The following is a 16,996-nucleotide window of genomic DNA, read 5'->3' on the forward strand; positions in this document are numbered from 1 at the left end:
TGGTTCCCTCCTACTGATCACAGCTTGGTGCGGAATGAACTTGGGTGGTCCAGGGGCTGGCGGTGGGGGTCAGCCACAGCTCGGCCTGTCCGACGCCGGTCTTGGCCGTCAGCACGGTGACCTCCAGCGCCCTCTCGGCGCCGGGGCCGACGTCGACGCTGGCCGTGGCCACCTGGCGGCGGCGTTCCGTGCCGCTGCCAAGCGCCGTCTCGGCCCCGTCCAGTCGGGCCTCCAGCACCGCTCCACCAGCCGGGCTGAAGATCGACACCAACGTGCGGGCGGTGTACGGATCGCCGGCCAGGCCGAGGCCGAGCACGGATTTGCTAAGTCCGGACTTCGGTGCCGTTGAGCGCAGGGTCACCCGTAGCCGAAGCTCACGGCGACCGTCCGACCGGCATTCGCCGACCATCAGGTTCGCCGTCGGCCGCAGGTAGTAGCCGAGCTTCGCGCCGCTGCCGTCGTTGAGGAACACGCCGACGGTCGGCACGGTGTCCTGTTCCGGAAGCGTCCCGGCCATCCGGCTCTCGCCGAATGTCCGCTGTTCCTCAGGTCGGGCACTCCAGAACAATATCCGGCGTTCAGTGATAGCACGGTCAAATGCGGACAACAACACCCGCGGGTTGACATTCTTCTTGAAGAAGGCGTCAAACACCGCCGACGCCGACGCCGCGAAGAACTCGTCCTGCTGTTTGACGTCGAGGCGCTGGTAGCTGTCGTTGAGCAGGGTCTGCACTACCTTCTCGCTGGCGAGCGGGACACCGCCGGGCACCAGCACCGGACCGGTCGCCTTGAGCAGGTAGGACAGCACCACCGGATCGACGGCGAGCACGCCGTCGACAGTGGTGCCGGTCTTGCGCCGGAACATTTCGCGGTACAGCGTGGCGGCGGTCGGGAAGTGCGGGGACAGATTGACGTCGGCGGGGTAGATGCCGGGCAGGTCCGTCCAGAGGGCCCGGGTCTCGGCGGGCACCTTCAGCGCCGGGGTGAACTGACCGAGCGAGGACGTGCTGCCCTGCTTGCCCATCTTGACCTTGCCGTTTTCCGCCTCGATCATCGCGTACGCGCCGAACATGCCGCCGGTGGCGCGCAGCTCGGCGAGGTTCTGCGAGACGAGCAGGTAACGGCGGGGGCCGTTCGCGCCAAGCAGCGGCGGGAGGAGGCGGGCGCCCTGGTCGGCAGCCGTGGTGAGGCTGGCCAGCCGGTCGATCTCGTCGCGCAGGTCGCTCAGCGCCTGCCGGATCTGGCTGACCAGGCTGTCGGCCGGCACCGCCGCCAGGTTCTGGCGGGTCCGTTGCACGGACTCGTGCACCCCGGTCAGCTCCGTGGAGACGGCGGCGAGCCGGGCGAGGTCCACCCCGCCGCCGGTCGGCACCAGGCTGGCCAGGTCCGTCCGGAGCAGGGTCGGGAACGCGTGCCGGGCCAGGTCGTCGATGGCGACGGCGATCTGCGCGACGGCGTCGAGGTCGTCGCCGGCGATCGGCGTACGCCGTCCGAGCTGCCAACTCGGGTCGGCCGTTGCCGAACGGGCCGCGCCGGCCTGCTCCTGGAGGGCGGCGAGCGTCCGCAGGGCACGGTCGGTGTCCCCACCGACGATCTGGGCGCTCAACTCTCGGGCCAGGCCAGCGGCGTTGAGCAGGTGAGTGCGCGCCTGCCAGCCGCGGAAGCCGATCCACCCGGCGGTCGCCAGTAGCAGCGAGCCGACCACCAGGGCGCCAAGGAGCGCCCGTCGCAGTCGGGCCCTCCGACGACGCCGGGAACGGCTCCGCCGCCGGATCGGACGTTCGCTCACCGTCACACCTAACTCCCATTCGCGGAACCGGACAGAAGGTCGATTCCCTGACGTTCTTAACACGCCTGAGGGAAGTTCGTACCGTTATTGCATTTCTGGTCCTTTAAGCGAGTTTCCTTCGCAGTTACGTGGCCGGCTCTGCGACCCGCCCGGCCGCCTCGTGCAGCAGCCGTTCGATCTGGTCCACGCCCGCGGGCAGCGACATCTCGCGCAGGTACGCGGCCCGCCCCCGGCGACCCATCTCGGTGCGGCTCGGCGGCGGAATAGTGGCTGCCAACCAGAACCTGTCGGCCAACGCCGCCCAGTCCTCGGGCGGGCAGGACAAACCAGCCCGAACCCGTTCGACCAACTCGGCCGTGTCCCCACCGGCGGAGGCGATCACCGGCGCGGCGCAGGACAGCGCGGCCTGGAGTTTGCCGGGAACCGTGCCGCGCAGCTCGGGAAGGTCGCGCGACATGACCAGCTGATAGTCGGCGGCGGCGTACAGCTCGGGCATGTCGACCGGCGACCGCCGCTCCAGGAAACGGACGTTCTCCGCGCCCAGCTCGGCGGCGAGCCCCCGCACCCGCCGCTCCGCCGCGCCCGAACCGACCAGGACGAGATCCATCGTCCGGTCCAGTGCCGCGGCCGCACGGACCGCGGTCTCCAGCCCCTGTCGCGCCCCGATGGTCCCGGCGTGCATCACCACGCACCGACCGTCGCGACGGACCAGCTGGCGGGCCGCCGCGCCTGGCGTCGCCGGGTAGAAGATCCGCTCGTCGGTCCAGTTCAGCACCAGCCGGACCCGGTTCGGGTCGGCGCCGGCGGCGACCACCAGGTCCCGCATCGACGGCGCCGCGACCGCGATTCGCGCCGCGGTCCGGTAGATCCGGGTCATCGTGCTGCCCATCCGCGCCGCCCAGCGCCCCTCGCCCCCCTCGTCCGCGCCGTCGCTGGTCCAGACGTCCTGCACGTGCAGGACCGCCGGCACCCGCCCGAGCAACCGGAGCACCCCGGCGGCGGCGAACGTCGTCGCCGGCAGTTGAAAGACGTAGAGCGCGTCCACGTCGCCCAGGAACCGGCGGGCGACCAGCCCCGCGCTGCCGGCGAAGGAGAGGTAGCTGGCCATTCGGCCGCCGACGGACGCGGCACCCCCGGGGTACCGGGGCACCCGTCGCACACTCAGCCGTTGGCTGTGCGTCTCGTGGTGCCACCGCTGTCGCCAGCCGGGATAGACGTGGCCGCCGGGGTAGTCCGGAAAGCCGGTGAGAACCCGTACCTCGTGCCCACGCGCGGCCAGCTCCTCGGCGAGACTCCCCGGGATGAACGCCGGCTCGGGCGGAAAGTGGTACGACAGGATGCCGATCTTCACCGGTGCGCCCCCGTCCCACAGGGATCGCCGACGATCGGCGCGGCACCACGACCGGCCGGCGTACGGCGCGCGTACGATGCCGACAACCCCTCCCCGCGCGGCCACCGGCGTCGACGCACCGCCCCCGCGGTGCGCGCTTCGGTGTCCGTACCGATGAGAGGGGCACCGATGGCTGATCGCGTGTTGTTCGTCTGCCACGCCAACCTGTGCCGGTCACCGATGGCCGAGTACCTGGCCCGCCGGCTGCTGGCCGACCGACCCGTCGAGGTGGTCAGCGCCGGCACCGACGCGATCGACGGGTTGGCCATGCACCCGTACGCGCTGGAGGTCGTGACCGAGAGCGGCACGGACCCGGCGGCGTTCCGGACCCGGGGATTGCGCCCCGAGTATCTGGTCGACGCGACGCTCGTGCTCACCGCTACCCGACGCCAACGCTCGGTCTGCACCGCGTTGGCACCGGGAGCGCTGCACCGGACGTTCACGCTGCGCCAGTTCGGCCGGCTGGCCGCGGCGGCCGAGCCACCCGCCGACTCGGCCGACGACCCGCTGCGGGCGGCGATCGCCGCCGCCGCCCAGGCACGGGGACGGCTGCAACCCGCCGCCCCTGACGAAGACGACCTTCGGGACCCGATCGGCGGTACCGCGGCCGACTTCCGACGCTGCGCCGAGGAGATCGAACGCTCGCTGCGACCCCTCGCCGCGCTCATCGGGGCAGCCGGGTGAGTTCCTGGGTGTGGTCGGGGACGCCGTTGACCCCGTCGGCGGTCGCGCTGTGCCGGCCGGACGCCCGGTCGGCCGGCACCGACGTCTCGGCCGTCGAGGCCACCACCCGGTAGGCCTCGTACTGGTACGCCTCGGCCTTGGCCACCTTGGCCATGTTCAGCACGCAGCCGAGCAGCCGGACCGAGACCGAGTGCAGTGACCGGGCCGCCGCGGCGACCTGGGTCCGCGAGGTACGACCCTGCTGGGTCACCAGCAGCGCGCCGTCAGCCTGCACTGCCACCACCACCCCGTCGGTCACCGCGAGCAGCGGGGCGGTGTCGATGATCACGATGTCCGCCGACTCGCGCAGCGCCAGCAGCAGGTCCGACATGGCCTTGGAGCCGAGCAGCTCACTCGGGTTCGGCGGGGCCGACCCGCTGGGCAGCACCAGCAGCGACTTGTCGCCCCAGCGCTGTACGACGTCGCCCACCTTCACGTCGCCGACCAGCACGTCGGTGAGGCCGACGCCGGCGTCCAGGCCCAGGTAGTCGTCGACCTTCGGGCGGCGCAGATCGGCGTCGACAAGAAGCACCCGCCAGCCCGCCTCGGCCAACGCGATGGCCAGGTTGCAGGAGAGCGTGGTCTTGCCCTCGCCCTGCAGCGCGCTGGTCACCGCGATGACCCGGGCCGGCTCATGGACGTCCACGAAGCGCAGGTTGGTCCGCAGCTTGCGCACCGCCTCGGCGCGCGCCGAGGTCGCGGCGTCGCCCACGATGAGCGGAGCGCTGCGCGCGTTGGCCTCGAACGGAATCTCACCGAGCAGCGGGCTGCCGGTGGCGCGTTGCAGGCCGGCGGCGTCGCGCAGTCGGACGTCGGCGACGCCGCGCAGGATCGCCAGACCGATGCCGAGGAGCAGACCGACCAGCCCACCGAGGGTGAGGTTGCGGACCGGCTGCGGCGAGACGGGGTTGGCGCTGACCCGCGGGCCACTGACCACCTCGATCTTGATGGGCGCCTTGCCCTCCGGCGTCGTCTCCACCTTCTGTACGAGTTCGACGAACTTGTTGGCGAGGCTCTCCGTCACGCGCAACGCGCGAGTCTGGTCGGTGTCGGTGACCGATGCCCGCAGCAGAACGGTGCCGGTCTCGGTGGAGGTGCTCACCCGGCGCTGCACCTCGTCCGCGGTGAGGCCAACCGGGGTCTCGGCCACCACGCTCTGCGCCAGCCGGTCGCTGCTGAGCAGGTCGGCGTACGACTTGACACGCTGCTGGAGGAAGAGCCCGCCCTGGTAGGCGTCGGTGACGCCGGTGTTGGGGGTGGTGACGAAGAAGGTCACCGAGGCGACGTACCGGGGTTGGGCCCGTACGGTCAGGAACGCCGAGACGCCGAGAGCCACCATGACCGTGACCAGCGCGACCCACCAGTGCCGACGCACGTGGCGCAATTGGCGGAGCAGGTCCATCAGGAGCGCCCCCGTGCCGGTCCGGTTACGGCAAAGAACTTCACGAAAACCCCCAAGGTCGTCTCTAAACTCGTGAAACCATTAAAGCCGTTCATACGGCTTATGTCCGGAGTTACCTATATTCCGGCGGCGAGATGTGCGCCCGCATGACCAACCCGACAAACGTCCAATCGGCAGCGGCGACAACGGGGAAAAGTCGAAGAGCGATCGGACAGCGTCCGATCGGCCCAGCGGTCGCCGCCGACCGCGCCGCCGGATAGGGTCGACAGCGGTGTGCCGGGAAGTCTGGTCGGCGAGTGGATTCCTGCCGTCCCGACTCCTGTAGGTGAGCCCGAAGTTGACCACCCCCACCCCGCCGTCCGGCGCACGTCCGCCGAAGACCCGGCTGTTCTCCCGATCGTCCTGGCCACAGGCCCGGCACCTGGCCGACGTGCTGCGCACCGAGACCGTCGGTGGCGCGCTGCTGCTGTCAGGTGCCGTGATCGCGCTGGTCTGGGCAAACTCCCCGTGGTCCGACTCGTACGCCCGCCTCGGTGATGTGGTGCCCTGGCCCGGCGCGCCCTGGCACCTCGACCTGAATCTGGCCACCTGGGCGGCGGACGGCCTGCTGGCCATCTTCTTCTTCGTGGTGGGCCTGGAGCTCAAACGGGAGTTCGTCGCCGGTGACCTCCGCGATCCGCGCCGAGCCGCGCTGCCGATAGCTGCCGCGCTCGGCGGGATGCTGCTGCCGGCGCTGATCTACGTGGCGGTGGTGCTGAGCGGGGGCGGGGAGGGCCTGCGCGGGTGGGCCATTCCGACCGCCACCGACATCGCGTTCGCGCTCGCCGTGCTCGCTGTGGTCAGCTCACATCTGCCCCAGGGCCTCCGCGCATTCCTGCTCACCCTCGCGGTGGTCGACGACCTGTTCGCGATCACCATCATCGCGATCTTCTACACCGCCGATTTCCACCCCGTGCCGCTACTCGCCGCGTTCGCGCCGATCGCGCTCTTCGCGGTGCTGGTGCAGCGGGGACGCACCTGGTGGTGGGCGCTGATCCCGCTCGCGATCGCCGCCTGGACACTGATGCACGCCTCGGGCGTGCACGCCACTGTCGCCGGTGTCCTGCTCGGCTTCACGGTCCCGGTGCTCGCCCGTCGACCGGCTGGCCGCGGCCAGCCGGCCACCGCGAGCGCGGAGGCGGGCGAGGGTGGGCTCGCCGCCCGCCTGGAACACCGCTGGCGGCCGGTGTCGGCCGGCTTCGCGGTGCCGATCTTCGCCCTCTTCGCCGCCGGGGTCACCCTGCGCGGCACCGACCTGGGCGCCCTGCTGAGCGACCCGATCGTGATCGCCATCGTCGCCGCCCTGGTGTTCGGCAAGAGCATCGGCATCTTCGGCTCGACGTACCTGCTGGCCCGGTTCACCCGCGCCGAACTGGACGAGGACATCACCTGGGCCGACCTGCTCGGGATCGCCCTGCTGGCCGGCGTCGGCTTCACCGTCTCGCTGCTCATCGGCGACCTGGCGTTCGGGGCGGGCAGCACAATCGACGACCGGGTCAAGGCGGCCGTGCTGCTCGGCTCGGTGATCTCCGCCGGGTTGGCCGCCGCGGTGCTCAGCCGCCGCAACGCGGCGTACCGGAGGGTGGCGGAGAAGGAGCGGCTGGACGCTGACGGGGATGGCGTACCCGACGTCTACCAGCACCCCGACGCCCGCTGAACGCGCCGACGCGCCGGGGTTGACGCGAAGCGTCGAGGGGTGGCGCGGCGCGGCGAGCGCGGGTTCGCCGTCGTGCCGCGCCACCGCACCACTGGCGCGGGTTAAGGCTCAGTGGCGACGGTCGGCGGGCGGCAGGTCCTCGGTCTCCTCGACCAGCGCCTCGGCCGTCGGCGCGGTGAGGTCGTCGCCCGGCACCGCCACCGCCTCGACGCGATCCTGCTCGTCGGGCTTCCCGCCAGGCGGCGGCTCCGGGGCGGTGGCACCGCCGGCGTAGCCGTATTCGTTCGGTTCGTCGTGCCGGCTCATGTGGTCATCCTCCCGCTTTTCCCGTTTCACCTGTCGAGGCCAACGGTAGGTGGTGATCGTCCTCGGCGCAGCGCGCCGGGGATTGTCGGCCGGACCATGGGGGTGGGTGGCTGAGCGCCGCCCCGAGCAGCTGACGCAGGGCGATGATCGCCACCGCGCCGGCCAGGCCGTTCCAACCCGGTTCGCCGGCGAGCCGGAGCAGGCCGGCCGCGGTGAGCAGGTCCAGCAGTACCCGGACCCCGCTGCGCAGCGCCCCGGTGGTGAGTGTGGTGAGCACCCCGGCGACCAGCGCCAGGGCGGTGACCACCGTGACCAGGATGCCCGTCACGATTGGCGCTCCCCCTCGGCCACCTGACGCTGCTCCTGGCGGATCTCGCGGCCCAGGAAGTAGTTCAACGCCGTTCGGATCGTCGCGATGGCGGCCAGTTGGCCGATCTGCGTGAAGGACGGGGACACCGCCGTGCGCAGCACGTCGGCCGCAAGCTGAAATTCCAGGCCGAGGGTCAGAAAGCGGCCGAGCGAGAGCCGGATCGGCGTGAAGCGGGCGGCGCTGCGGTGTCGCAGCCCTTCGACCACGAACCGCACCGCCGCCCACACCGCGCCAACGAAGATCACCAGCGCGCCGGCCACCTCGACCACGGCAACCAGCACCTGGTCGCCCTGGCGCAACAACTCGGCCGGCTCCACCCCGGGCCGTTACCCGCCCTCCGAGCAGCTAGTCGGCGCTCAGGTCAGCTCGTTCACCGCTTCCAGGATCAGCCAGAGACCGGAGATGGCGAAGAGGATCGCGGCACCGTACTTGATGGTCTTCTCCGGCAGCCGCCGGCCGAGCATCCGGCCGACCAGGATGGCCAGCGCGTCCGCGGCCACCATGCCGAGGGTGGAGCCGAGCCAGGTGCCGAACCAGCCGTACTTGGTGGCGAGCGTGATCGTGGCGAGCATCGTCTTGTCACCCAACTCGGCGAGGAAGAACGCCACCGACACCGCCACCAGCACGGTCTTGTTGGTCTTCTCCGCCTTGCGCTTCTCCTCCTCGGTGAGCTTGTCCCCACGTAACGTCCACGCACCGAACCCGAGGAACGCCACGCCGGCGACCAGGGAGATCCACTCGGTCGGCAGCACCGCCCCGAGGCCCGCGCCGATGGCGACCGACGCCAGATGCACCACCGCGGTGGCGACAGTGATGCCGATCAGCACCGGAATCGGTTTGAACCGCGTGGCGAAGGTCAGCGCCATCAGCTGGGACTTGTCCCCCAGCTCGGCGACGAAGATGACGCCGAAGCTGACGACCAGCGCGGCGAAAAATCCCTCCATGACGTCCTTCCCGTTCACGCCGGGAGGAGGTACAGGGGCGCCCTCGACCCGGCTGCAACAGCCTGAGTCGAAGGTCTCGCCCGCCCCGAGAAGAACCGGGGCCGCGTGGCCGGGTGCGGAACACACCAGTATGTCGACCACGACATTGGGGGCTACTCCCCTTCGCGTGATCAGCCTATCGGATCACCGTCCGGCCCGGCCGAGCCGGGTGAACAGGCTCACCGCGCCCGCGCCAGCGTGACGCCGAACAGCGCGTCCGGGTCGGTCCAGAAATCCGCGGTGGCGAAGCCGGCCGCAGCCAGCTCCGCGGCGATCCCCTCCCGGTGGAACTTCGCCGAGACCTCGGTACGCAGCTCCTCCCCCGCCGCGAAATCGACTGTCAGCCCCAGCACCCGCACGCTCATCGGCCGGGTCGCCCGCAACCGCATCTCGATCCACTCGTGGTCCGGATCCCACACGGCGACATGCTCGAACGCGGTCGGGTCGAAATCGGCGCCCAACTCCCGATTGATCACGTGCAGCACGTTGCGGTTGAACTCGGCGGTGACCCCGGCGGCGTCGTCGTACGCCGGCACGATCACCGACGGGTCCTTCACCAGGTCCGTGCCGAGCAACAACCAGTCGCCGACCTCCAGCGCGGCGCGCATCGCCGTCAGGAACTCGGCCCGCTCGGCGGGCAACAGGTTGCCGATGGTGCCGCCGAGGAACACCACCAACCGCCGACCGCCGGTGGGCAGCCGGTCCAGTTGTCGGGTGAAGTCCCCCACGATGCCCCGCACCCGCAGGCGGGGATAGTCGGCCGCGATCTGGGCGGTGGAACCACGCAGCGCACTGACCGACACGTCGAGAGGGACAAACGTGCCCAGCCCACCGCGGCGGGTGAAGGCGTCCAGCAGCAGCCGGGTCTTCTCCGACGAGCCGGAGCCCAACTCGATGAGCGTCTTGGCCCCGGTCAACGTCGCGATGTCGGGAGCGTGCGCGGCCAGCACCTCCCGCTCGGCCCGGGTCGGGTAGTACTCGGGCAGTCGGGTGATCTCCTCGAAGAGTTCGCTGCCCCGAGCGTCGTAGAACCACTTCGGCGGCAGCCACTTCTGCCCGGCGCTCAACCCGGCCCGGACGTCGTCGCGCAGGCCACGCTCCAGGTCACCCTGTTCGAGGTAGATCTCCAGGGGTTCTGCGGTCATCGGTTCGCTCCTCTGTTCGATCAACCATTGCGTGCCTGCCCGGCGCGGCTCACCGGGGTCGGCAGTGGACGTACCAGCACCTCACCCGCGGTGGCGACGACGAGGTGCCCCTCCGGCACCGACCGCCACCCGGGATCGTCGTCGTGTGGCTCGGAGGCGAGCAGCACCGAACCCGGCGTCTGGCGGACCGACAACGCGTGCCCCGCCACGCTCGCCACCACGTGGTGCCCGTCGGTGAGCAGCAGGTTGAGCCGCGACCCGGGGGCGGCGGCGACGACGTCCGTCACCGTCCGCCCGACCGCCTCGACCGCATCGGCACCGGCGCGCAACCGATGCCGCACCAGCGCCCAGAGCAGCGCCGAGTCGGTGGTGGCGTCCAGAGTGAGCAAGTCACGCACCGGCAGACCGGCGGCGAGGGGCACCACGGCGTCCGGCCAACCGCGGACCACACCGTTGTGGCTGAACAGCCACCGCCCCTCGGCGAAGGGCGCCGCCGCGCCGTCGAGCACCGCCATCCCGACAGTGGCCGAGCGCACCGCCGCCACCACCGCCGCGCTGCGGGTCACCGCCGCCAGTTGGGCGATGGTCGGGTCGCTCCAGATCGGCTGCGCCCGCCGGTACCGCACCGGCTCACCCTCACCCGGGTACCAACCGACACCGAACCCGTCAGCGTTGATCGTGCCGCCGCCACGCATGTCACGGGGCGCCCAGGACTGCCGCACCAGCGAGTGCGGAGGATCGAACAACAGCTCGGCCAGGGTGACCGGCGGCCCCAGGTAGGCCAGGTGGCGACACATCAGCGCCCCCGGCCCGCCGCCGGGCCGCCGGTCGTGCGGCGACTCACCGGTACGACTCGTCCGGTCGCGCGTCCCTGGCGCAGCGGAAACCACTGAAGATCTGCCGGCGGATCGGATAGTCCCAGTTACGGAAGGTGCCCCGGCAGGCGGAGCGGTCGGTGCCGAACGAGCCACCGCGCAGCACCCGGTAGTCGCCGCCGAAGAAGACCTCCGAGTATTCGCGATAGGGGAACGCGGCGAACCCCGGATGCCCGTCGAACGCGGTCGAGGTCCACTCCCAGACGTCGCCGATGAGCTGGTGCACACCCAACGGCGACGCGCCGGCCGGATACGCGCCCACCGGCGCCGGACGCAGATGGCGCTGGTCGAGGTTGGCATGCGCCTCGGTCGGGTCGTCGTCCCCCCAGGGGTAACGGCGCGACCGCCCGGTCGTCGGATCCCACCGGGCCGCCTTCTCCCACTCCGCCTCGGTCGGCAGCCGCTTGCCGGCCCACGCCGCGTACGCCTGCGCCTCGTACCAGCACACGTGCACCACAGGCTCGTCGGCGCGGACCCGCGCCCACTGACCGAAGCGCCGATACGACCAGTCGTCGCCGTCGGAACGCCAGTGCATCGGGGCGCTGAGCTGCTCCCGAACCCGGTGCTCCCAGCCGACCGCGCTCCACCAGCGCTGCTCGGTGTAGCCGCCGTCGGCGATGAAGGCCGCGTACTGGCCGTTGGTCACCGGGGCGGCGTCGATGACGTACGCCGGGAGGTCGACCCGGTGCGCCGGACGTTCGTTGTCCAACGCCCACGGATCGGTGTCGGTGCCCATGGTGAACTCGCCGGCCGGCACCAGCACCTCCGCGCCGACCCGGACCGACGGCTCGGGCGGCGCCGGGGCGTGCAGCACCGCCGGCCCCGAGCGCAGCTGGTGGGTGGCGAGCATGGTCTCGTCGTGCTGCTGCTCGTGCTGCACGATCATGCCGAAGGCGAACCCGTCGGCGACCAGCGGTCGCTCGGTGAAAGTCACCGCGTCGAGCAGGTCGTGCACCTTGTCCCGAACGGTGGCCAGGTAGGCGCGCGCCTCCGCGGGCGGCAACAGGGGCAGCGCGGGACGGTCCCGGCGCGGCTGCTTGAACGCGTCGTACAACTCGTCGATGTCACACCGGACCGGTTCCCGGCCCCCGACGTCCCGCACCAACCAGAGCTCCTCCTGGTTACCGACATGGGCAAGGTCCCAGACCAGCGGCGACATCAGCGGTGAGTGCTGGCGCGTCAGGTCGACGTCGTCGACCACCTCGGTCAGCAACGCGGTACGGGCGCGCGCCCGCGCCAACTCCACAGCGATGTGGTCGCGCAACTGCTCGCCGTCGACCCGGCCCGCCCGCGAGGCTCGCAACCCCGGCTCACTCCTCGCGCTCACCGGGCCGTCCTCCGTTCGCGACTGCGAGGCTCGCAACCCCGGCTCACTCCTCGCGCTCACTGGGCCGTCCTCCGTTCGCGACTGCGAGGCTCGCAACCCCGGCTCACTCCTCGCGCTCACTGGTCTCTCCTCTCTGCGGCGGCCAGCCGCTGGCGTATCCCTCGCCGGATCTCGTCGTGAGTGCTGGCCGGCAAGTCCAGTCGGGGCATGGTGCTCAAGGCCAGGTCGAGCAGGGCCGCCGCGGCGGCGGCCAGCGCCGGGTCGGCCAGGCCGTGCCGAGCGGCGGCCGACCAGCGGTGCGCGACCGGCGTGGCGATCGTGTACGCCTCGCGCACGGTGCCCGGGTCACCGAACAGGGCGGTCAGCACCGCCAGTGGCAGCCGCCAGCGGCGACCGGGTTGGGCGTCCAGGTAGCGCAGCTCCAGGTAGCCGCGCGGCCGCACCGGCGGAAAGAGGGTGCTGACGTGGTAGTCGAGGTCATCGGTGGTGGGCGGTTGTGGCAGCGCGCCGTCGAGCCAGTCGGCGAAGGTCACCCCGGGCGGCGCGGCCCAGTCGGCGCCGCGCCGGCGCAGACAGAGCAGCGGCGCGGCGAGCACGTAGCTGATCCAGGTGTCGGTCGGATCGTCCCCGGCCCGGGAGGGCGACCAGACCGGACGGGTCCGAGCCGGGTCGATGGCCAGCCAGGCGGCCATTCGGGCGGACGCCCAACCGGTGCGCCTCCCGGCGTGTCGAGCGGCGGAGGCGAACGCCGCGAGCAGTGGGGGCCCGACCGCGTGGGCCGCGGCCCAGCGGTCGGCGACCTGGTCCGGCTCACCGGCGTCGAGGCAGATCTGCAGGCCGGCGGTGCTGTACATCATCGTGCGGCCGGCCGGGCCGTGGCGGTCGAAGGCTCCGCGCATCGCGCGGTAACGGGGGGTTTCCACCACCGGGCGGGGCCGTCGGTGGGGGTCGATGCCGCTGCTGCCGAGGATCAGCCCGGCGGCGGCCAGCAGGTCGGTGACCTGGGCAATGTCGGCTTCGGTGGCGCGGATCAACGCGGCGACCGAGGGGCGGGGCGGGGTGGAGATCTCCAACTGGCCACCCGGCTCCAGGGTGACCATGCCGCCATGTCGCAGCGGCTCGGCTGGGCTGGTGGCATCCAGCGTGGCGGGGCTGTGCCGCCCCAGCGCCGCCCGCAGCCGCGCCGCGTCGACGGGGTGGGCGGGATCGGCGGCGTCGTGCACGGTCCATTCCAGTTCGACGCCGGTGTGAGTGGGTGGGCCGGTCTTGAAGCAGATCCGGGCGAGGTGTCGGACTGCGGCTGCGGACTCGCGCAGGATGGCGCTGCGGTCCAGGTCGGATGACGTCACCAAGGGTCGGGCCCCCTCTCCGTGTGCCGGGTCCGGCACACTGTGCCACCGTAAACCCACCCACCGACACCGTCGGGGGCGTGCACGGTGCCACCAACCTCTGTCTAACAGACGAATTTCCGAAGCAGGGCGGAACCAAACCGCTCCCACCACCGACCGGTTAGCCGTCGGCGGGGTGGCCCGGTCGCGGCGGTGACGGCGGGGCCTTCCCCGATGGGGACGGCTTGCCCTTCGCCGACTCGGAGGGCGTGACCTTCGCCGGCTCGGACGGCTTCGTCTCGGGAACCAGCCGCTGGCAGTACGCCTCGACCTCGGCCGGGCCGCCGGCGGCGGTCACCAGCTTCTGGAAGGCCGGCGTGCGGAGCGCCTTCTCCCGCTGCTCGGGCTTCTTCGCCCGCCACGCGCGGCACAGTCCGTGCACCTGGCCGACGGCAGTGGGACTTGCCGGCGGCGTGGCGGTGACGGACGGCGGCGCACCCGGAGACGACGGGACGCCGGCGCCTACCGACCGGCCGGGCTCGGCCGACCGGGATGCGCCCTGGTGCGGCGAGGGTGACGGGCGCGACGGTGCGGGTGCGACCGGGTCTGGCCCTCGATCCCGGGTGACCGCGGCGAAGGCGGCTCCCGCGGTGGCGGTAGCTGCCACCGCGCCGATCCAGGCCACCGCGCCGGTGGTCATCCGGCGACGGCGTGGCCGCTGCGGCACGGCCGGCGACGGGTTGGCCCGGGCGGCCCGGAACGCGGCCACCGCGGCGTCCTCCCCGGCCAACTCGCCCGGACGGACGGGGCCGGCCGCCGCGGCGAGCAACGCGGCCACCGGCTCGGCCGGGGGTTCGCTCCGGGCGCCCAGGCGCGCCTCAGGTGAGTGCGCGTCCACGTCTGTGGGCGTGGCGGAGGGGGCCTGATCCAGCGTGGCGTCCACCCGGGCAGGGGCCGCGTCGAGCAGCCGCTCGGTGTCGGCCTGATCGGCCCGCCGGAACGGGTTCATCGGGAGTCCCCTCACGTCAGCCGTCCGCCGGTTCGACGTGCGATGCCCGCACTGCGGGGCCGTTCCCCGCACGCGGCGGTGACACCCCCTCGGTCCCGAACGAGGACTCGGCCGGGCTCTGCCGCTCCAGCAGGACCGCGAGCCGGCGTAGGCCACGGTGAGCGGCGGTCCGCACGGCGCCGGCCCGTCGGCCCAGCACCCGGCCGGCGGAGCCCGCGTCCAGCCCGATCACGGCCCGCAGCAGGACTGCTTCGGCCTCGCGGGGCGGAAGGGTGGAGATCAGCGCGAGGGCGGTCTCGGTACCGATCGTCTCGCTGGCCCGCTCGGCGGTGTCCGCGTCGCTGGCGAGCTCGACGAGCGCCTGCACCGGGACCGGGAGCGAGGGGCGGCGGCGCATCCGGCGCAGGTGGTCCATCGCGCGGTTGCGGGCGATGGTGACCGCCCAGGCCCGGAACTCGCCCCCGGTGAAGCCGGGCAGGTCACGGGAGATCTGGAGCCACGTCTCGGAGGCGACGTCCTCGGCGTCGGCCCCGACGAGCGCGGTCAGGTACCGCAGTAGCCCGGGCTGGAGGCTGCGGTAGAGGAAGCGGAACGCCTCCTCGTCCCCAGCCTGCGCGGCGGTCACCACCTCCGACAGGTCGGCGGTCATGCGCGGCCCACGCATCGTCCGAGGCGTGTCGGCCCGACCAGCCGGGCTGGCGCACACCACGCGGCACGAGTCGTCCGCCCGATCAGCACCAGCACCGCACCGCCCTCCACCGCTCTGATTCTGCCCGCGACAACGATTGTCGGGGCGGCGTGTCCGGGGCCAACGCCAGGGTGGTCGATCGGCGCGCTACGCGCCGAGGTAGCCGGGAGGGCCCGAGCCGGGCTAACGCTAAGAGGGGGCTCACGACGCGACAAGTCGGCGTCGTGTCACGGAAGAGTGACAATTATCAACCCGGCCCGACGGCGCGTCGTCGTAACGGCCAGTACGCAACAGACGCCAACCAGGCCTGGAGGCGGTTTCTTGCCACCATGGACGACCCGAGCGACGGAAATAGTCGCTTTTTGTGACAGCACACATCCACAGCGTCACGAAGGGCGAGCGTCCACACAGGTCAGGCCGGATCAGCCAGTCTGAACCAGCCGCCCGGCGGCCCTGCCACGGCGCGCCGCCCCGCGCCACTCTGGGTACGGTAATGCGGTGTTGTCATCGGAGGTCGTGCTCAGCGGTCGCTACCGCTTGGACGAACGTGTCGCCACGGGCGGCATGGGCGACGTTTGGCGTGCCTCCGACCTGATCCTCGGCCGGCAGGTCGCGGTCAAGGTTCTCCTGCCGGCGCTGGTCTCCGATCCCGATTTCATCGCCCGGTTCCGCGCCGAGGCCCGGATCATGGCGGCGCTGCGGCACCCCGGCATCGTGCAGGTCTTCGACTGCGGTGCGGACGACCTCCCCGACGGCGGGCGGGCGGACTACCTCGTCATGGAGTTCGTCGACGGCGAGCCGTTGTCCAAGCGGATCGAGGCGGCCGGGCGGCTCGACGTGGCCGAGACGATGTCGATCGTGGCCCAGGCGGCCGCAGCGCTCAACGCGGCGCATCGCGGCGGCATCGTGCACCGCGACGTCAAGCCCAGCAACCTGCTGGTGCAGGAGGACGGCACTGTCGTCCTGGTGGACTTCGGCGTGGCCCGCTCCACCGACATCACCAGCATCACCAGCACCAACGCGGTGCCGGGCACCGCCCTCTACATGGCCCCCGAGCAGGCCGCCGGCCGGCCGGTCAGCGGTGCCACCGACATCTACGCCCTGGGCGCGGTCACCTACTGCTGCCTGACCGGCAGTCCGCCGTTCACCGGCGACAATCCGCTCCAGGTCGCCGTGCGGCACCTGGACGATGAGCCGCCGGAGCTGTCGCACGACATACCGGAGGCGGTCCGCGCCCTGGTGTCGCGGGCCCTGGCCAAGGATCCGCTGGAGCGGTTCACCAGCGGAGCGGCGATGGCCGAGGCCGCTCGGACGGCGGTCACCGGCGGCGAGCCGCCGACGGCGATGGTCGGGCCGGTCGCGCTGCGCGACGCCGGACCGGGCACCCGCACGGACGTGCCGGCCGGCGCGGCGGTGGCGCGTGGGCGCCAGCGACGGCGGGGTCCGCTCGTCGGCGCGGCGGCGGCCATGCTGGTCGCGTTGGTCGGGCTCGGCGCGGCGCTGGCCGCGACGCGTCACGTCGGTGAGAACCCGGCGGTCAATCTGCCGGCCACCTCGCCGACGGTGGCGCCGAGCGGTCCCGTCGACCTGCCCGCGGCGAACGAGCAGATCACCAGCGTCGAGCCGGGCCGGCCGGACCGGCCGCGCGTCCCTGGCAACTCCCCGTCGGCCTCGGTCTCCGCCACACCGAGTGTGCAGCCGAGTGATACCGCCAACTCGCCGACGCCGACGGCGGGCGTCACCACGGCACCGCCGACCAGCGCGGCGCCCACGACGGCCGCGCCGCCGCCGACCAGCGCGCCTCCTGATCCACCCGCCACCTCCAGCCCGCCGCTCGATCCGGAGGTGCCGGCGGGCGGTTGAGCCGACCGCTGTCGCCGACCCCGGTCAGTCCCACCAGCACCGATATCCCCAAAACGGACTTACGACGCCGAAGACGCCTCTAGGCTCTCAGCAGGCTATTTA

At 72.1% G+C, this 16,996-nt stretch carries 16 protein-coding genes; 3 read left to right on the forward strand and 13 right to left on the reverse strand.

What is annotated here, in order from left to right:
* Positions 1 to 10 precede the first annotated feature (10 nt).
* A complete protein-coding gene (locus NIE111_RS19210; protein WP_238685695.1) occupies positions 11 to 1,789 on the reverse strand; it encodes a DUF4012 domain-containing protein in 1,779 nt (592 codons plus the stop codon).
* 124 nt (positions 1,790 to 1,913) lie between these two features.
* Complete coding sequence (locus NIE111_RS19215) at positions 1,914 to 3,140, reverse strand: glycosyltransferase family 4 protein (protein ID WP_238685696.1); 1,227 nt, start codon at positions 3,138 to 3,140, stop codon at positions 1,914 to 1,916.
* A 168-nt stretch (positions 3,141 to 3,308) separates the two neighbouring features.
* Between NIE111_RS19215 and NIE111_RS19220 the strand changes: the two genes are divergently transcribed.
* On the forward strand, positions 3,309 to 3,863 hold the full coding sequence (locus tag NIE111_RS19220; RefSeq protein WP_238685697.1) for an arsenate reductase/protein-tyrosine-phosphatase family protein: 555 nt from the start codon (positions 3,309 to 3,311) through the stop codon (positions 3,861 to 3,863).
* Here NIE111_RS19220 and NIE111_RS19225 read toward each other — a convergent pair.
* A complete protein-coding gene (locus NIE111_RS19225; RefSeq protein WP_238685698.1) occupies positions 3,844 to 5,304 on the reverse strand; it encodes a tyrosine-protein kinase domain-containing protein in 1,461 nt (486 codons plus the stop codon). The two genes, NIE111_RS19220 and NIE111_RS19225, sit on opposite strands and share 20 nt — an antisense overlap.
* Before the next feature lie 337 nt (positions 5,305 to 5,641).
* On the opposite strand from NIE111_RS19225, the gene nhaA reads away from it, so the two are divergent.
* Entirely contained in the window at positions 5,642 to 7,000 is a 1,359-nt protein-coding gene (gene nhaA / locus NIE111_RS19230; RefSeq protein WP_274531373.1) for a Na+/H+ antiporter NhaA, read from the forward strand.
* Positions 7,001 to 7,108: 108 nt separating this feature from the next.
* On the opposite strand, the gene NIE111_RS19235 is transcribed toward nhaA, so the two are convergent.
* The 10 genes from NIE111_RS19235 to NIE111_RS19280 form a co-directional block, all read right to left on the reverse strand.
* The gene (locus NIE111_RS19235) at positions 7,109 to 7,306 is read right to left on the reverse strand and encodes a hypothetical protein (protein ID WP_238685700.1); all 198 of its coding nucleotides are present in this window, start codon (positions 7,304 to 7,306) and stop codon (positions 7,109 to 7,111) included.
* 4 nt (positions 7,307 to 7,310) lie between these two features.
* Positions 7,311 to 7,634, reverse strand: a complete 324-nt coding sequence (locus NIE111_RS19240; RefSeq protein ID WP_238685701.1) for a hypothetical protein — start codon at positions 7,632 to 7,634, stop codon at positions 7,311 to 7,313.
* Positions 7,631 to 7,993, reverse strand: a complete 363-nt coding sequence (locus tag NIE111_RS19245) for a DUF1622 domain-containing protein (RefSeq protein WP_238685702.1) — start codon at positions 7,991 to 7,993, stop codon at positions 7,631 to 7,633. The genes NIE111_RS19240 and NIE111_RS19245 overlap by 4 nt, the downstream gene beginning before the upstream one ends.
* Before the next feature lie 39 nt (positions 7,994 to 8,032).
* Positions 8,033 to 8,620: a TMEM165/GDT1 family protein gene (locus tag NIE111_RS19250; protein WP_238685969.1), complete on the reverse strand. Its 588-nt coding sequence runs from the start codon at positions 8,618 to 8,620 to the stop codon at positions 8,033 to 8,035.
* Between the two features lie 218 nt (positions 8,621 to 8,838).
* Entirely contained in the window at positions 8,839 to 9,804 is a 966-nt protein-coding gene (gene egtD, locus NIE111_RS19255; RefSeq protein WP_238685703.1) for an L-histidine N(alpha)-methyltransferase, read from the reverse strand.
* Between the two features lie 20 nt (positions 9,805 to 9,824).
* Positions 9,825 to 10,601: an ergothioneine biosynthesis protein EgtC gene (gene egtC / locus NIE111_RS19260; RefSeq protein ID WP_238685704.1), complete on the reverse strand. Its 777-nt coding sequence runs from the start codon at positions 10,599 to 10,601 to the stop codon at positions 9,825 to 9,827.
* Positions 10,602 to 10,644: 43 nt separating this feature from the next.
* On the reverse strand, positions 10,645 to 11,982 hold the full coding sequence (gene egtB, locus NIE111_RS19265) for an ergothioneine biosynthesis protein EgtB (protein ID WP_238685970.1): 1,338 nt from the start codon (positions 11,980 to 11,982) through the stop codon (positions 10,645 to 10,647).
* 140 nt (positions 11,983 to 12,122) lie between these two features.
* Complete coding sequence (gene egtA / locus NIE111_RS19270) at positions 12,123 to 13,358, reverse strand: ergothioneine biosynthesis glutamate--cysteine ligase EgtA (protein WP_238685705.1); 1,236 nt, start codon at positions 13,356 to 13,358, stop codon at positions 12,123 to 12,125.
* A gap of 157 nt (positions 13,359 to 13,515) precedes the next feature.
* Positions 13,516 to 14,343 (reverse strand): hypothetical protein, encoded by an 828-nt coding sequence (locus NIE111_RS19275; protein ID WP_238685706.1) that lies wholly within the window; start codon positions 14,341 to 14,343, stop codon positions 13,516 to 13,518.
* Positions 14,344 to 14,359: 16 nt separating this feature from the next.
* On the reverse strand, positions 14,360 to 14,992 hold the full coding sequence (locus NIE111_RS19280; RefSeq protein ID WP_238685707.1) for an RNA polymerase sigma factor: 633 nt from the start codon (positions 14,990 to 14,992) through the stop codon (positions 14,360 to 14,362).
* A 537-nt stretch (positions 14,993 to 15,529) separates the two neighbouring features.
* On the opposite strand from NIE111_RS19280, the gene NIE111_RS19285 reads away from it, so the two are divergent.
* On the forward strand, positions 15,530 to 16,894 hold the full coding sequence (locus tag NIE111_RS19285) for a serine/threonine-protein kinase (RefSeq protein WP_238685708.1): 1,365 nt from the start codon (positions 15,530 to 15,532) through the stop codon (positions 16,892 to 16,894).
* Positions 16,895 to 16,996: the final 102 nt, after the last annotated feature.

The sequence above is a fragment of the Micromonospora hortensis genome (assembly GCF_022230935.1).
Classification (GTDB): domain Bacteria; phylum Actinomycetota; class Actinomycetes; order Mycobacteriales; family Micromonosporaceae; genus Micromonospora; species Micromonospora hortensis.

Bases quoted from the DNA above. Each gene is read 5' to 3' on its own strand.
- NIE111_RS19220 (WP_238685697.1), top strand. From the start codon at position 3,309: ATGGCTGATCGCGTGTTGTTCGTCTGCCACGCCAACCTGTGCCGGTCA.
- NIE111_RS19225 (WP_238685698.1), bottom strand. From the start codon at position 5,304: ATGGACCTGCTCCGCCAATTGCGCCACGTGCGTCGGCACTGGTGGGTC.
- NIE111_RS19235 (WP_238685700.1), bottom strand. From the start codon at position 7,306: ATGAGCCGGCACGACGAACCGAACGAATACGGCTACGCCGGCGGTGCC.
- NIE111_RS19250 (WP_238685969.1), bottom strand. From the start codon at position 8,620: ATGGAGGGATTTTTCGCCGCGCTGGTCGTCAGCTTCGGCGTCATCTTC.
- egtD (WP_238685703.1), bottom strand. From the start codon at position 9,804: ATGACCGCAGAACCCCTGGAGATCTACCTCGAACAGGGTGACCTGGAG.
- egtC (WP_238685704.1), bottom strand. From the start codon at position 10,601: ATGTGTCGCCACCTGGCCTACCTGGGGCCGCCGGTCACCCTGGCCGAG.
- NIE111_RS19275 (WP_238685706.1), bottom strand. From the start codon at position 14,343: ATGAACCCGTTCCGGCGGGCCGATCAGGCCGACACCGAGCGGCTGCTC.
- NIE111_RS19280 (WP_238685707.1), bottom strand. From the start codon at position 14,992: ATGACCGCCGACCTGTCGGAGGTGGTGACCGCCGCGCAGGCTGGGGAC.